12 protein-coding genes are annotated in these 14,011 nt (G+C 59.9%); 2 read left to right on the forward strand and 10 right to left on the reverse strand.

Features of this window, described 5'->3' with window-relative positions; translation table 11 throughout:
- Positions 1–123: 123 nt before the first annotated feature.
- The 4 genes from NPX02_RS12215 to nagZ all read right to left on the reverse strand — a co-directional run bounded on the left by NPX02_RS12215 (position 124) and on the right by nagZ (position 4,904).
- Positions 124–1,641, reverse strand: a complete 1,518-nt coding sequence (locus NPX02_RS12215; protein ID WP_260293882.1) for a hypothetical protein — start codon at positions 1,639–1,641, stop codon at positions 124–126.
- Positions 1,642–1,972: 331 nt separating this feature from the next.
- The gene (locus NPX02_RS12220; protein WP_260293883.1) at positions 1,973–2,719 is read right to left on the reverse strand and encodes an S-methyl-5'-thioinosine phosphorylase; all 747 of its coding nucleotides are present in this window, start codon (positions 2,717–2,719) and stop codon (positions 1,973–1,975) included.
- A 143-nt stretch (positions 2,720–2,862) separates the two neighbouring features.
- A complete protein-coding gene (locus NPX02_RS12225; protein WP_260293884.1) occupies positions 2,863–3,468 on the reverse strand; it encodes a peroxiredoxin in 606 nt (201 codons plus the stop codon).
- 389 nt (positions 3,469–3,857) lie between these two features.
- On the reverse strand, positions 3,858–4,904 hold the full coding sequence (gene nagZ, locus NPX02_RS12230) for a beta-N-acetylhexosaminidase (RefSeq protein ID WP_260293885.1): 1,047 nt from the start codon (positions 4,902–4,904) through the stop codon (positions 3,858–3,860).
- 92 nt (positions 4,905–4,996) lie between these two features.
- Here nagZ and NPX02_RS12235 point away from each other — a divergent pair, with 92 nt between their 5' ends.
- The gene (locus NPX02_RS12235) at positions 4,997–5,407 is read left to right on the forward strand and encodes a flagellar basal body-associated FliL family protein (RefSeq protein WP_260293886.1); all 411 of its coding nucleotides are present in this window, start codon (positions 4,997–4,999) and stop codon (positions 5,405–5,407) included.
- Positions 5,408–5,413: 6 nt separating this feature from the next.
- Here NPX02_RS12235 and NPX02_RS12240 read toward each other — a convergent pair whose 3' ends face one another.
- From NPX02_RS12240 to cysM, 6 genes are all read right to left on the reverse strand, one after another.
- Entirely contained in the window at positions 5,414–5,911 is a 498-nt protein-coding gene (locus NPX02_RS12240; RefSeq protein WP_418067330.1) for a L,D-transpeptidase family protein, read from the reverse strand.
- Positions 5,908–6,375, reverse strand: coding sequence for a CYTH domain-containing protein (locus NPX02_RS12245; protein WP_260293888.1), 468 nt, complete (start codon positions 6,373–6,375; stop codon positions 5,908–5,910). Before NPX02_RS12245 ends, NPX02_RS12240 begins: the two co-directional genes overlap by 4 nt.
- Before the next feature lie 13 nt (positions 6,376–6,388).
- Entirely contained in the window at positions 6,389–7,720 is a 1,332-nt protein-coding gene (gene rlmD, locus NPX02_RS12250; RefSeq protein WP_260293889.1) for a 23S rRNA (uracil(1939)-C(5))-methyltransferase RlmD, read from the reverse strand.
- Positions 7,721–7,920: 200 nt separating this feature from the next.
- Positions 7,921–8,535: a YdbL family probable chaperone protein gene (locus tag NPX02_RS12255; protein ID WP_260293891.1), complete on the reverse strand. Its 615-nt coding sequence runs from the start codon at positions 8,533–8,535 to the stop codon at positions 7,921–7,923.
- Positions 8,536–8,833: 298 nt separating this feature from the next.
- Positions 8,834–10,930, reverse strand: coding sequence for a hypothetical protein (locus NPX02_RS12260; protein WP_260293892.1), 2,097 nt, complete (start codon positions 10,928–10,930; stop codon positions 8,834–8,836).
- Positions 10,911–11,804, reverse strand: a complete 894-nt coding sequence (gene cysM, locus NPX02_RS12265) for a cysteine synthase CysM (RefSeq protein WP_260293894.1) — start codon at positions 11,802–11,804, stop codon at positions 10,911–10,913. The genes NPX02_RS12260 and cysM overlap by 20 nt, the downstream gene beginning before the upstream one ends.
- 188 nt (positions 11,805–11,992) lie before the next feature.
- On the opposite strand from cysM, the gene NPX02_RS12270 reads away from it, so the two are divergent.
- A complete protein-coding gene (locus tag NPX02_RS12270; RefSeq protein WP_260293895.1) occupies positions 11,993–13,948 on the forward strand; it encodes a TonB-dependent receptor plug domain-containing protein in 1,956 nt (651 codons plus the stop codon).
- The last annotated feature ends 63 nt before the right edge of the window (positions 13,949–14,011 follow it).

The raw sequence follows: 14,011 nt of genomic DNA on the forward strand, positions 1-14,011 counted from the left end.
ATCAGGATGCCCAGTATTTTTTGGATTTCAGGTTGTTTAACCACCAGATTCCGGCCGCAAAACCACCATTCCGCCACCTCGAAGCACTAAGAGGTGGCGGAATCGTGTGTGTGCCATGCCCCCTTATCTGGGCATTTGCGGATAGTGGTAGGGGTACCCCACGGCGGGTCCATAGACGGGCGGGTGCGGCGGATAGGGCCAGTAATAAGGCATCATCGGCGGGTTGTAGCCCCAGGGATAGCCTGGTGTGACATAGCCGGGCTGGCGCGGAATGGGGTAACGGGACCAGCCCATCCCCGGTTGCGGGCCACTCTGCGGATTGCCGGTCGCGGCCGGTCTGGTGCCAGGGGCGGCGGGGATCGGGTATCCCGTTCCCGGCCGATACGCCATCAGGCCGCCAGGCTGGGACAACATCGGTGATGCCACAGGCCGGTTGTCCGCGCTGGCCATTGCCGATTGCGGCTCCGTCTGCGCTGGAGTGTCCGTGGTATCGGTTGGCGCTACGGCTGCCTGCGTGCCTGTGCCGGTTTCCATCAACTCGGCCTCCCCTGCGGTCTGCGCGGGAGCAGTTGAGTCGGCCGAAGCTGCGGTGGCAGTTGGCTGTTCATGCGCTTCAATCATCGGCTGCGTGGAATCGCCGGCATTCGGCTGATCGGTGGCAAGTGTGGCGATCTGCTGATCCGTCGCCTCCCCGGGGCCAGCCACCGCTGCTTCACCAACCCGACTCACCGGTGGCGTCGGATCGGACGCCAAGGCAGCTGCGGTGACCGGGGTGACGGCGGTCAGGTCACTGGTACCCTGCTCCCCGCTACCCGACGGCCCGGCCACGAGCCGAGCCGCTGGCGTCGGCTGATCTGGGACCGGGGTGACCGGAGCGGCGGGCTCCCCGGCGGCGTTTTCGGCGCTGGTGACCTGCCCTGGTTCGCCGGTGGCAACCGGGTTATTCGCCACGCCGTCAGCAACGCCTCCACCATCGTCCGCTACATTGAATATGTAGAGCAGTCCGGCAACCACAACGATGACCAAGATGAATGATTTCTGCCAGAAGCCGAGGGCGGATCCCGTAGGCTTGGCCGGTGGCGGTGTCTGTTTTTCAGTTGAATCAGAAGGCATGAGTCCCATCTCCTCTAATCGTTTCTGAACATTCTCATTACGCTGTGGCGTCTCTTCCGGTGACGGTTCTGCCGCGTCGGACGTTGGCGCAGCCGTTTCAGTTTTAACTGTCGATTTCGCTGCGATATCTCCTGGCGGATTGGTTGGCACGGTCGTGATGGCGGGTTCGGTTGCGGCATCTTCCACGGTGGCGGACTCCGCTGTGGCCGCCAGGTTCCCGGATGCCGGTACCTGCCCCGGTGCCACAACCGCTGCCGGGGTCTGAGTAGCCACCGCCTGCGCCACCACACCGGCCTTTTCCATACCGGTCGCGGCACGGCTCTTGCGCGCCGCCTTTTTCTTTGGTGCGGCCTTCTTCTTGACGCTGGTTTGCTTGGTGGCCGCTGCTTTGACTGCGGGTGCCTTTTTCCTTACGGTCTTTTTTTTGGCCTCCGTCTTGGCCTCTGTCTTAACAGGTGTCGAAGGCTTGTCTGTTGCCGTTTCCTCTGCCGCGTGTTGTGGTGCCTGATTGGTATCGTCCTCGGCCATGGGTCCTACTCCTGAATTGTGCTTTTTCGTCCTGGCAGCCTAGCGTCTGCCGGGTTGGGATGCTATGTGCTGGATCAATCCTATCAGCCGCAAGCAGGCCTACCGGCATCGGATATCTTTATATAGCTATAGAGGGGCCTGATTATTCATCCTGTCCGGTTAGTGTTTATGGCGCACACGTATGAAACACCGTTGGGGTTCGCGGGCTCATCCCAGCGGTCTCAAGCGGATAACCCGGTAATCTTGTTTGCGCTCATTCGCGGCTCAATTTTCTTGCCTACGGCTGAGTCGGATGGGTAATCAGGCAGAGGAATGACCGGGACCCGGGGAGCTACCGCCCGAGCTCACCCACCAGGGCTTCGATCAATGAGATGATCTGCTCCATGCCGCGGCCGATATGTCCCTCGATCTCCTTCATCGAGATCGGACCGTCCCCTCTGCCCGCCGCCCAGTTGGCTACTACGGCGCAGCAGGCATAGTCCAGTCCCAGTTCGCGCGCCAGCGCCGTTTCCGGCATCCCGGTCATGCCGACCAGGGTGCAGCCATCCCGCTCCATGCGGTTGATCTCCATGGCGGTCTCCAGGCGTGGTCCCTGGGTGGCGCCGTATACGCCGCCGGCAACAACGGGGACCTTCGCCGCCTTTGCCGCCTTCAGCAACCGCTGGCGGATTTTTTCACTGTAGGGATGGGTGAAGTCGATATGGGTAACCTGGCTGAGGTCATGCTCGAAGTAGGTGTGATCCCGGCCATGGGTATAGTCGATGATCTGCTCCGGTATGGCGATGACGCCGGGCGCCATTTCCGGACCGATTCCGCCCACGGCGGCGATGGCAACGATTCGCCTGGCCCCTATATGTTTCAGGGCCCAGATATTCGCACGATAGTTGACCTTGTGGGGCGGTATGGTGTGGGCCGTGCCATGGCGTGGCAAGAAGGCGACCTTGCGCTCTTTGAATGTGCCGTGGCTAATCGGTGCCGACGGCTCCCCATAGGGGGTGTGTATCACCTCGCGGCGGGTGATCTCAAGCTCCTCAAGCCGGCTGAATCCGGAACCGCCAATTATTGCCAGATCTGTCACTGCAACCTTCCTTTCATTAAGAGATTGGCCTCAATGCGGCATCGACCGCTCAGGTGACTTAGCATACCTTGCCTGCGGGCATACTCAATAAAAAAAGCCGGTCACCACGGGTGGTAACCGGCTCTGTTCGGGTGCACGGCCTGTCAGAGGCTCTCGGCATTCTCCGCCAGATAGGTGGCCACCCCATCCGGAGAGGCGGACATCCCCTTCTCCCCCTGTTTCCAGCCGGCCGGGCAGACTTCGCCGTGCTCCTCGGTGAACTGCAGGGCATCGATCATGCGCAGCATCTCGTCGATATTGCGCCCCAGCGGCAGGTCATTGACCACCTGGTGACGGACCAGGCCCGCCTTGTCGATCAGGAAGGATCCGCGGAACGCCACGGCACCGTCGGGCGTCTCCACGTCGTAAGCCTTGCAGATCGCATGGGTCATGTCGGCCACCAGGGTGTAGCCCACCGGCCCGATACCGCCCTGATTCACCGGGGTATTGCGCCAGGCGTTGTGGGTGAAATGGGAGTCGATTGAGATGCCGACCACTTCCACATTGCGTTTGCTGAATTCCGCCAATCTGTGATCAAAGGCGATCAGTTCCGAAGGACAGACAAAGGTGAAATCGAGCGGATAGAAAAACAGTACCTTGTACTTCCCCGCTGTCGCCTCCTTCAGGTTGTAACTGTCGACAATCTCGCCGCTGCCGAGTACCGCCGGTGCGGTAAAATCAGGTGCTTCACGTCCTACAAGTACGCCCACGTTGAAATCCTCTAAATTGAATTGTTTGTTGATCTTGCGTCCGTTATTAGATTCTCTCTAATAGGTGGGCGATTATGCCACAGGAAGATCTTTAGTAACTACTTACCCGAGGTGTCCATGAAAGCACCACCAATGCACCACGGAGGCACAGAGGACACGACACAGAGGTTAACTGAGCAATGTAGCGTGGCGGATTATTGGAGCAGCCATTGCACTCAGATCCCCTCGACCCTGTAATGCACCGCTTACGGACTACAGGATGGAGTTGTCAGTGGTACAGGGGTGTACCATTTACGGACCAGAGGATGGACCCGTAAGAGAATCTTGTGGTTTCTCTGTGATCTCTGTGTCTCCGTGGTGCGGATAGGGGTGAGTAGTTACGTCAGAAGTTACAAATCCAGGTCCAGGGAGGGGTTCTCTTCATACCGGGCGACGATTTCCAGCGCCTCGCTCCAGCGCGGATCGAGGTGCAGAGCCTCCCTGGCGAGGGCCTTTCTGCCGTGCATGCGCACCAGCCGCATCTGCGCTGCCGGATCGCTGTGGTCGGCCAGCGCCGCCAGCACCTCGGCGGCACCCGCCGGGTTATTGCAGACCAGTACCATATCGCACCCCGCCGCCAGCGCCGCCCGGGCCCGTTCGGCATACCCCCCCGCCTGTTCGGCGGCGGCCATGGTGAGGTCGTCGCTGAAGATCACGCCCTGGAAGCCGAGCTGATTGCGCAGGACATCCTGCAACCAGTAGCGGGAAAAGCCGGCCAGTTCCCGGTCCGCCTGCTCATAGATCACATGGGCGGGCATGATTGCCTCCAGCCCGTAATCGATCATGCGCTGAAACGGCACCAGATCCTCCATCAGCAGGTGGCCCGTCGGGCGACGATCCACCGGCAATTCGCAATGGGAGTCTTCGGTCACGCCGCCATGCCCGGGGAAATGCTTGCCTACCGCGGCCATCCCTGCCTCATGGACGCCCATCATCCAGGCATGGGCCAGCTCGGCCACCACCACCGGCTCCGCGCCAAAGGCGCGGTCGCCAATCACGCTGCTGAGCCCAAGCCCCAGGTCCAGCACCGGGGCAAAACTGAAATCCACGCCGACGGCGCGCAATTCCGCGGCCATCAGCCAGCCGATGCGCTGGATGATGGATTGAGCCTTTTTTGTATTGGTCCGATTCAGTTCGCCAAACCAGGCAGCGGGCGGCAGACGGGTAAACCCCTCCCTGAAGCGCTGCACCCGCCCCCCCTCCTGATCTACGGCGATCAGCAGAGGCGGGGTACGCAAAGCATGAATATCCGCGATCAGCGCGGCGACCTGTTCCGGTGAGGCGTAATTCCGGCTGAACAGTATCACCCCACCGGCGGCGGGATGGGCCAGCATCTCCCGCTCTTCCCGGGTGAGCACCGTGCCCTTTATATCCAGCATGAGTGGACCGTGGCTCATGGAGCGAATTCCTCAATCATCATTTTTTCAATCGGTTATACTGTGCGGCTTGTTGATCGAGCATTACAGATTAAACCGATTTGGAAGTAAAGATGCGTTTTATAACCCTGCTATTGAGTGTCATGCTCGTCCTCTCGACCCCCCCACTGTCAGCGGCGGAAGCGAACGTGGATAAGGCCGAAGCGCCCGGGACGCCGGCCTATTACGAGCTCTCCCCCTCCATCGTGGTCAACGTCAAGGGCAAGGCAAAGTATATCCGTTGCGACGTACAACTCATGACCCGGGACGAGACCAAGCTTTCCGCCATCAGTCTGCACGCCCCGGCACTGCGCCACGAACTGATCCTGCTGCTGAGCGATCAGCAGGGAGCCGAGATTCGCACCACCAAGGGCAAGGAGAAACTGCGGAAGGTCGCGCTCAAGTCACTCCAGGGCGTGATGAAAAAGCTGGTGGACGATGAGACGATTGATGAGCTCTTCTTTACCACCTATCTGGTTCAATAACCGGTCTCAGCAGCGCTCGCGTATATCCACAACAGTACCCACCGACACCCGCTCGAACAACTCGATCAGCTCCCGGTTGCGCATCCGGATACAACCGTGGGAGGCCGCCTGCCCCATCGGTTCGCTGTCCGGGGTACCGTGGATATAGATAAAGCGTCTCAGGCTGTCGACGGAACCACCGCGGTTTCTGCCCGGTTCCAGTCCGCTCAGCCAGAGGATACGGGTCAGTATCCAGTCGCGCCCCGGATTAGCGGCGGCGAGTGCGGGGGTATAAATCTCGCCGGTGTGCCGGCGACCGACGAATACGCTGTTTTCCGGCAGTCCATCGCCGATTTTCAGGCGGATACGGTGCAGACCCCGTGGGGTACATTCGCTGCCCCGGGATTCGCCCGCCCCATTACGCGCGCTGGAGATGGCATAGGTGGCGATACAGGCGTTACCGGACCGTAGCCGCAACTGCTGTCGCTGCAGGTCTATCTGAATATGTTGGTCCTGACGCTTCACCACTGCGAATAGGGGTGCTTCACCAGGCTGGCGTTGTAATAGCGGGGATCTCCAGACACCTCTTCACCGGCCCAGGGGGGCAGCTCGAACGGCTCATCCTCGGAGCTGAGTTCCACCTCCGCCATGATCAGCCCGCTGTTCTCGCCCGCGAACAGATCCAGATCCCACACGTGCCCGCCCCAGCGCACCTTATATCGTGTCTTGTCGATAAAGGGCTGCTCGGCCAGCCGTGCCAGTATTTGCTCGGCATCCTCCAGTGGGATCGGATACTCGAACTCGGACCTCGTTATGCCCTTTGTCGCACTTTTGAGATTCAGGCAGGCGCTGTCGCCGGTGATGCGGACCCGCACGGTGGCGTTCGGCTGATTGGCGATGTAGCCCTGCTTCAGTATCGCCTCAGAGAGAATGTTATCCTGCCATTTATCGTTAATAACAAGGAACTTGCGTTCTATTTCTAAAGCCATTTATCCAGTCCGTTCAGGATTTTCCGAAGAGCGCGATCGACTCGACATGGGCGGTGTGCGGGAACATATCCATCACCCCCGCCGCGACCAGCCGATAGCCGTGCCGGTTGACCAGTTCCCCGGCGTCCCGCGCCAGGGTGCCCGGGTAGCAGGAGACATAGACCATGCGCTTCACCCCCAGCCGGGGGAGGTGTTCCAGCACCTCGGCCGCGCCGGAGCGCGGCGGATCGAGCAGCACCTTGTCGAAACGTTCGCGCAGCCAGGGCTCTTTCTGTAACGAATCATACAGGTTGGCCGTGTAGTAGCGGCTATTTTCGATGCCGTTGCGCCGTGCGTTATCCCGGGCCCGGGCGACCAAGCCCGCATCTCCCTCGACGCCGACCACCTCCGCCACGCCTCTGGCAATCGGCAGGGTGAAGTTGCCCAGGCCGCAGAACAGGTCCAGCACCCGGTCTTCCGGCGCAACCGCCAGCAGTTCCAGGGCGTGCTCGATCATCAGGCGGTTGAGGTCGCTGTTCACCTGGGTGAAGTCGTTGGGTAAAAAGTGGATGTGCAGGCCATAGTCCGGCAGGTCATACTGCAGATCCGCCGGCTCGCCGCTCAATGGCTCGACGGTGTCCGGGCCACCGGTCTGGGTGTAGACATCGATCTCCCGCTCCTTGCCGAACGCCAGCAGCGCCTGTTCATCCGCCGCCGACAGGGGCTCCAGGATCCGGAACACCAGCACACACCGGGAGTCGCCCATGGCCACCTCGATCTGGGGCACACGCTCCTTGATACTGAGTGACCCGATCAGTTCACTCAGGGGAGTAAGCAGCCGACCCACCCGGGGATGCAGAATATGGCACTCGGAGAGATCCGCCACATAGGGGGAGCCACGCTCACGAAATCCCACCAGTACCTTGCCCTTCTTGGCCACGTATTTAACCCCGAGCCGGGCCTTTCGCCGATAGCCGAAGGCGTCGCTGCCGACCAGTGGCGCCAGCAGCTTTGCCGGCGCCACCTTGCCGATACGCTGGAAGGCGTCCATCAGCGCGGTCTGCTTGGCCTGTATCTGCGCTTGGGTCGATTGGTGTTGCAGCGAACAGCCGCCACACACGCCAAAGTGCGGGCACTGGGGCGCCACCCGGTCAGGCGACGCGGAGATGATCTCGAGGGCTTCGCCCTCATCAAATTTCTTCTGTACGCGGGTATAGCGGAAACTGACGGTCTCTCCCGGCAAGGCGCCATGGATAAACACCGCCTTGCCGTCGATGTGCGCCACCCCGCGACCGTCATGGCTCAGGGCATCGATACCGGTCACGACCGGATCTTGCGGTAACTTGCGTCTTCTTGAGCGTCCCATGAAACCAGATCAATCCTCATTCGGTTAATAACAACGGCAGCACCGTAGCCTGGATGAAGCCGCCCCCCAACTGGATGAATCGCATGCACCCACGGCGGCGAAATCCGGGAAGCAGTCTCGACTAACCACCCTGGATTCCACCCGTCTGAGGCTGTGCGCCTGTTAGGTTCCTATGGAGCGGGCTCCATCCAGGCTACAACCTATTTCTGTACCCAGCCGCCCTGTGCATTCTGATACCACCAACCCCGGGAGGCCTTCTCTACCCAGGTGCGGGCGAAGGTGGCACGGATCTCCGGCTCCCATTCGGGGTGACCGTTGGCATCGGCAATCGCCCGGTAGAGCGCGCTGCGGTCACTGTTTTCGCTGCTGATGAGCCCCTGCACCTTGTTACGCTCTTTCAGCGGGATGGCCGCGGCATCGTGCACCGCGATCATGGCGTCCCGGGTAAAGCCGATGGCGCCGTTGTTGTAGTGGGGTGTCAGGGCACTGTTGCGGCTTTTCATGCTGGCCTGCAGTTTGCGGACGGCCGCTGAGCTGGCGTTAAAATCGGGTTGCGCCGCCTGCGCTGACGGAATCAGAAAATCGATTGCCCCGGTAGCGATGGCTCTGAACAGTGGATTATCCAGTGAGGAGCTCTTGTTTTCACCCTGCTCCCGCTCTTTCTGTTGTTGCTGCTTTTCCTTGCCCAGGATGTCATCCACTATCCGTTCCGCCGCCTCTTCAGCCTGGGCGGCGGGGAAGTAGATGTTGATCGTGACGCAGGCCGCGAGCAGGACCAGGGTAGCCAGCACAGTGCCTATTTTAAATGTTTTCATCCACTTAGCTCCTTTATCTTCATTTATTGTAACTACTCACCGGGTCTATAAGTGATTGGTCTGCCTTGTTGGCCGATCTTGATGGCGCCTCGAATCCGGCCCCTTTTTCAGATTCAAGCCTGCCCTTGTTTGAGCGAAGCGAGTTTGGGCAGGCGCTGAAAATGGAGCCGGATTCGAGGAGATAAGCCATCACGTGAGGCCGGCAAGTTAGGCCGATCACCCCGTGAGCACTGGTGGATGCGCCTACCGGCTTATCCACCCTACATCCTTACCCCGTGAGTAGTTACCATTTATTCTACTATTCGACAATGGGTGACGCACCCGACGCGATCTGTTTCAGCTTGCTGACCAATACCTGCCAATCGGTTTCGCGATTGAATCCCATGATATCGATGCGCGGTATGCCGCCGCCTTTCACCAGGTAGTAGCCTCTCTCGGCCGACTCGATTCCGCCCATGTGGCAGACGCCGCGTTCCAGGCGGCAACTGATACCCAGCCGGTCATATCCAAACTCTTCGAAGATTCTCAAAAAGCTCCGGGACAGGGCACCGGAAACGCCCGAGCCGCCCAGGTTGGAGATATTATCCACCGCCTTCTGGCTGATACGGTGTCGACTCTTGTCATCCGCCGGGGTGGCAAAGGCCGCGTCAAATGAGACCGGGGCCCACTCTTCCAGCCTGAGGTCGGTGACCCGGCCCGCCAGTTTCCCGGTAATCTTACCAAATGAGAAGGTACGGGTCAGAGTTTCCAGGTCGATATCCTTCAATTCCAGATCGGCGGTCAATGCAGGTAGTGCGCCGAACAGATCGTCCAGCTGGAGATCGCGGATCACAATCGCCCCATCGAAGACCTTCACCAGTGCCACGCCATCCACGGCAATGACTCCGTGCTCGTAAGAGAGCCCCGGGATCATCCCGGAAAGCTGGCCCGCCAGCGGCGGCCAGCCGACGGCACTACTGATTGCCGCCATACTGATCGGTGTGAGATAACCCTGAAAGCGGACCTTTGGACCGGCTTCACCCCGCGCCAGTTCAAAACTTTCCGCCCGCAGCTCGCCATCCAGTACCGGAATGTTGGCCTGATTCACCAGGGAGACGGTATCCCCGGAAAGATTCAGCGCGACGTCCGTCGCCCCCAGGGTGATGCCGCCAAACAGATGTCCCCCCTGCCAGCTGATACGGCTCTCCCGGGCGTGCTTGCTGGACCAGTTGATTTCACCATCCAGGTCATACAGGGCGAATTGTCCCTGGCCGTCTCCCCGCTGCTGTATTCCCTGCTCGATATAGACATCCTGGAGGTCGATGCGGATCCGGCTGTCGTCGGCCCGATGGCTGATATCCAGGGCGAATCGCCCAGCCAGTTCTATATCCTCCAGTTGGGGATTGGCCAACACCGGCAGGAGATTGTCACGAAAAAGCCCGGCGAGATCCGCCGGTTCCGATGTCAGATTCAATGAGACCAGCTGCGGTTCGGGCTGCAGGGAGAATTCCGCCGCCCCGTTAAATTTCAGACGCTCCGGCTGGCTGAATCTGAATTGCTCGAGAGAGATCAGTGAACGGTCGGCCCGATACCGGTAGGTGGTCTCCAGTGACAGGGGGTGTGCAGAGGGGGAGAGATAAAACTGCGGCGTCAACAGTTCTCCGGCGTTCAGCGCCAGCCGCTGGGTCCCGGCCCACTGCCCCTTGGTCGGCGATACCTCGCCCCGCCACTGTCCCGCCAGTCCCTGGCCGATGTAGCTCCCGCTGGTATCGGCAAAACCGACATGGCTGAAATCGAGCCGGCTGCTGCCCTGCAGGAGCTGCGCGCCGACGCCCCGCAAGGTCGCCGACAGCCCCAGCCCGCCACTGAGGGAGAAACGCTCCACCGACTCCGCCAGGGCCGCATGCACTGTTCCCAGGCGCTGGATATCCAGCCCTTTCCCATTCAGCGACAGGTGCCACCGCTGCCGGTCGATGTTGATCAAGGCGGCCAGTTTTCCACCAGACAATGGAATATCATCTAGTTGTATATCAATAAGTTGTGAATCTATCTTCCAGTCTATTCTTGATTTTATTCCGACCATTTGCTGCCCATTCAGGGTCAGGTCGAGCAGACCTTCCTGGCAACTGATCTGCCTCCCGGTAATCTTGCCGGCCCGGCAGTCGAAACGGAACATGCGTAGCGGGACCGGCAGCGCGGGGTGTCTGATCTCCTCGGCGGAAAGGATAAAACGGTCCTGGGAAGCATGGAGGTCAACCTGCAGTGCCAGCCCGCTGGCCTGCCAACCCTCGCCCCCGAGATCGCCCAGGGTCAGCGTCAGCCGATCCGCCGCCCGCAAGGACAGGGAGCTAGCCAGCAGCAGGCAGAGAAGGACCGCCGGCAGGGGTATGGTGAGTTTATTCAGCCGGAAAGACACCCGTGGAGAGATAACGGTCGCCCCGGTCGCAGATGATGGTCACGATAGTGGCATGGGTCACTTCCCGCGACAGCCTGAGTGCCGCGGCCACCGCCCCGCCGGAAGAGATACCGGCAAAGATACCCTCTTCCGTCGCCAGCCGGCGGGTGACTTCCTCGGCCTCCTCCTGGGTCACATCCAGTGTGCGGTCCACCCACTGCTTATCAAAGATCTTCGGGATATAGGCCTCCGGCCAGCGCCGGATGCCGGGGATGCTGGAGCCCTCCGTCGGCTGCACCCCGACAATCTGGATAGCCGGGTTCATCCCCTTGAGGTAGTGGGAAACACCCATGATGGTCCCCGTGGTGCCCATGGCGCTGACGAAATGGCTGATCTCGCCGCGGGTGTCATTCCAGATCTCCGGGCCGGTGCCCTCCAGGTGGGACAGCGGATTATCGGCATTGGCGAACTGGTCGAGGACCTTGCCCTCACCCCGTTGTTCCATCTGCTGCGCCAGATCCCGCGCACCTTCCATGCCCTCCTCTTTCGTGACCAGAATCAGTTCCGCGCCATACGCCCGCATGGAGGCGCGCCGTTCGAGGCTGAGGTTGTCGGGCATGATCAGGATCATCCGGTAGCCCTTGATCGCCGCTGCCATGGCCAGGGCGATACCGGTGTTGCCACTGGTCGCCTCGATCAGCGTTTCCCCCGGGTGGATGTCACCGCGATCCTCGGCATGCTGGATCATGCTCAGCGCCGGGCGATCCTTGACCGAGCCGGCGGGGTTGTTCCCTTCGAGTTTGACCAGAAGCGTATTCGTGGTATTTCCGGGCAGCCGCTGCAGGCGCACCAGGGGGGTATGACCGATAAACTGTTCAATGGTTGGGTATTTCATAAGAGAAGGTTACAGTAGGGTCCTGTGAAAAGAGAACACACTATATAGTATAGAACTGGACTATCCGGCAGCGGCGATCCCGTAGCTGGCCAGCGGTGATTAGTCTATCAATAACACCAAGAGAACAAAACAGAAGCATTATGGAGTACACACATCTCTTTAAAAACAGCCCCAAACGGTATTGGGCTTTGGGACTGGGTGCGATCGCCTCCCTGTCCGTTCAGGCAATGGATGCCAATAATCCATTGACTGAAGAGCTGTTTTTCAGTGATGTGCCGGTAGTGCTCTCCGCCACACGGCTGAAACAGGCCTTGCCGGATTCACCGGCCTCCGTCACGGTGATCGACCGGACCATGATCGAGGTGTCTGGCGCGATCGAACTGGTCGATCTGCTGCGTCTGGTGCCCGGCTTCCAGGTCGGCCATTACACCGGTTCCAAGTTCACCGTCTCCTCTCATGGCAATGCCGACCGCTTTGCCCGGGACATGCAGGTGCTGGTGGATGGGCGTTCGATCTATGATCCGGCCTTTGGTGGCGTCACCTGGAGCGACCAGGAGCTGGACATGGACGACATCCAGCGCATCGAGGTGATCCGCGGCCCCAACGCCAGCACCCACGGCTCCAACTCGTTCGCCGGGGTCATCAACATCGTCACCCAACACCCCTCGGAACAACCCGCCATCCGGGTCAGGACCCTGGTTGGCGATGGCGGTAGGCGGCAGATCTACAACCGGTTTGCCGGCGTCGAAAACAATCTCTCCTACCGGGTGGCGCTCAAATATGACGAAAACGACGGTTTTGATACCCGGCACGACAGCTCGGATACCCGCTGGCTGAGTATCCGTAGCGATTACCAGATCAACAGCCGGGACGCCCTGCTGCTGGAACTGGGCCAGAGCGGAGGTACCCGCGAGGACGGTTTCCCGGCCGATGCCGAGCAGCCGTTCCGCGCCACCGAGGACAACCATGCCTTCCAGCAGCTGCGCTGGACTCGCAGCCTCGCGCCCGGCAACGAGTATTCGCTGCAGTTCTATCACAACTACCAGGAGATCGATGACAGCTTTTCCGATGCCGTCACCTTTGCGCCCCTGGATGTCTCACTGGGTTACGGATTCAAGTCCCAGCGCTATGACCTGGAATTTCAACACACCTTCGATATCAACCCGGCCCAGCGCATGGTCTGGGGTCTGGGTGCCCGGCGCGATCAGGCCAAGGGGGTCTGGACCTTCAAACGGGGCGACTGGATGACCCGGGACCAGTATCGGGCCTTTGCCAACTACGAGTGGCGGATGACTGACAGCCTGCTGCTGAACCTCGGCGGCATGTATGAAAAATTTGACCAGAAGGAGGGGTTCTTCTCGCCGATGGCAGCATTGAATCTTAAGCTGGATGAGATGAATACCTTGCGGCTACGAGCCACCCGCGCCTACCGCATGCCCACCTTCTGGGAGGATTTTGCCGATCAATCGGTGGTATTGACCGGGTCGATGGTTCCGATTCTGCAGACCTACAAGACCACCACCAATTTGAAACCGGAATATATCGAATCCTTCGAATTGGGATACCTGGGAAGTTTCGAAAAGCTGGGCCTGACACTCGACATGAAGCTGTTTCACGAAGAGATCAAGGAGATGATTGCGGAAGTGGCCGATCTGAATGCCCCCGATCAGCCCTTTGCCTATATCAACAGCGGAAGCTTCAACATCAACGGATTCGAGGTGGGCCTGCGCTGGGATATTTCAGCGCGCAGCATGCTGCATATCGCCTACAGCCTGACCAACGCCTATGGCAGTCAGATCAAGAAAGATCCCCCGACGCTGCCCGAGCATTACCGGATCCTCGATCGCCGGGTTCCCCCGCTGACGCTCAGCGTACTCGGCAGTCACCAGTTTGATAACGGGATCAAGCTCAGTTCGGCCTATTACTATATGGATGATGTGGACTGGGCCGGTGATGGCGACGATATCGATATCAACCGGCGCTGGGATATCAAGATCTCCAAGCCGTTTGAGCTGGAACGCGCCGATGGGGAGATAGCGCTGATCTTTCAGAACATCGGACCGGACAATGATTTCCAGGATTTTCATACTGAAAACGTCTGGGGAGAGCGGGTGTTTCTCCAGGCCAGTTTGAACTGGTATTAACTGCAACGGGTCTTATTAGCGGAACTGTTCCCTACACGGAGGTTGTGTTGTGACTTGTAACCA

It is taken from the genome of Sedimenticola hydrogenitrophicus (assembly GCF_025175675.1).
Taxonomy (GTDB): domain Bacteria; phylum Pseudomonadota; class Gammaproteobacteria; order Chromatiales; family Chromatiaceae; genus Sedimenticola; species Sedimenticola hydrogenitrophicus.

Bases quoted from the DNA above. Each gene is read 5' to 3' on its own strand.
- NPX02_RS12215 (WP_260293882.1), bottom strand. From the start codon at position 1,641: ATGGCCGAGGACGATACCAATCAGGCACCACAACACGCGGCAGAGGAA.
- nagZ (WP_260293885.1), bottom strand. From the start codon at position 4,904: ATGAGCCACGGTCCACTCATGCTGGATATAAAGGGCACGGTGCTCACC.
- NPX02_RS12235 (WP_260293886.1), top strand. From the start codon at position 4,997: ATGCGTTTTATAACCCTGCTATTGAGTGTCATGCTCGTCCTCTCGACC.
- NPX02_RS12245 (WP_260293888.1), bottom strand. From the start codon at position 6,375: ATGGCTTTAGAAATAGAACGCAAGTTCCTTGTTATTAACGATAAATGG.
- rlmD (WP_260293889.1), bottom strand. From the start codon at position 7,720: ATGGGACGCTCAAGAAGACGCAAGTTACCGCAAGATCCGGTCGTGACC.
- NPX02_RS12255 (WP_260293891.1), bottom strand. From the start codon at position 8,535: ATGAAAACATTTAAAATAGGCACTGTGCTGGCTACCCTGGTCCTGCTC.
- cysM (WP_260293894.1), bottom strand. From the start codon at position 11,804: ATGAAATACCCAACCATTGAACAGTTTATCGGTCATACCCCCCTGGTG.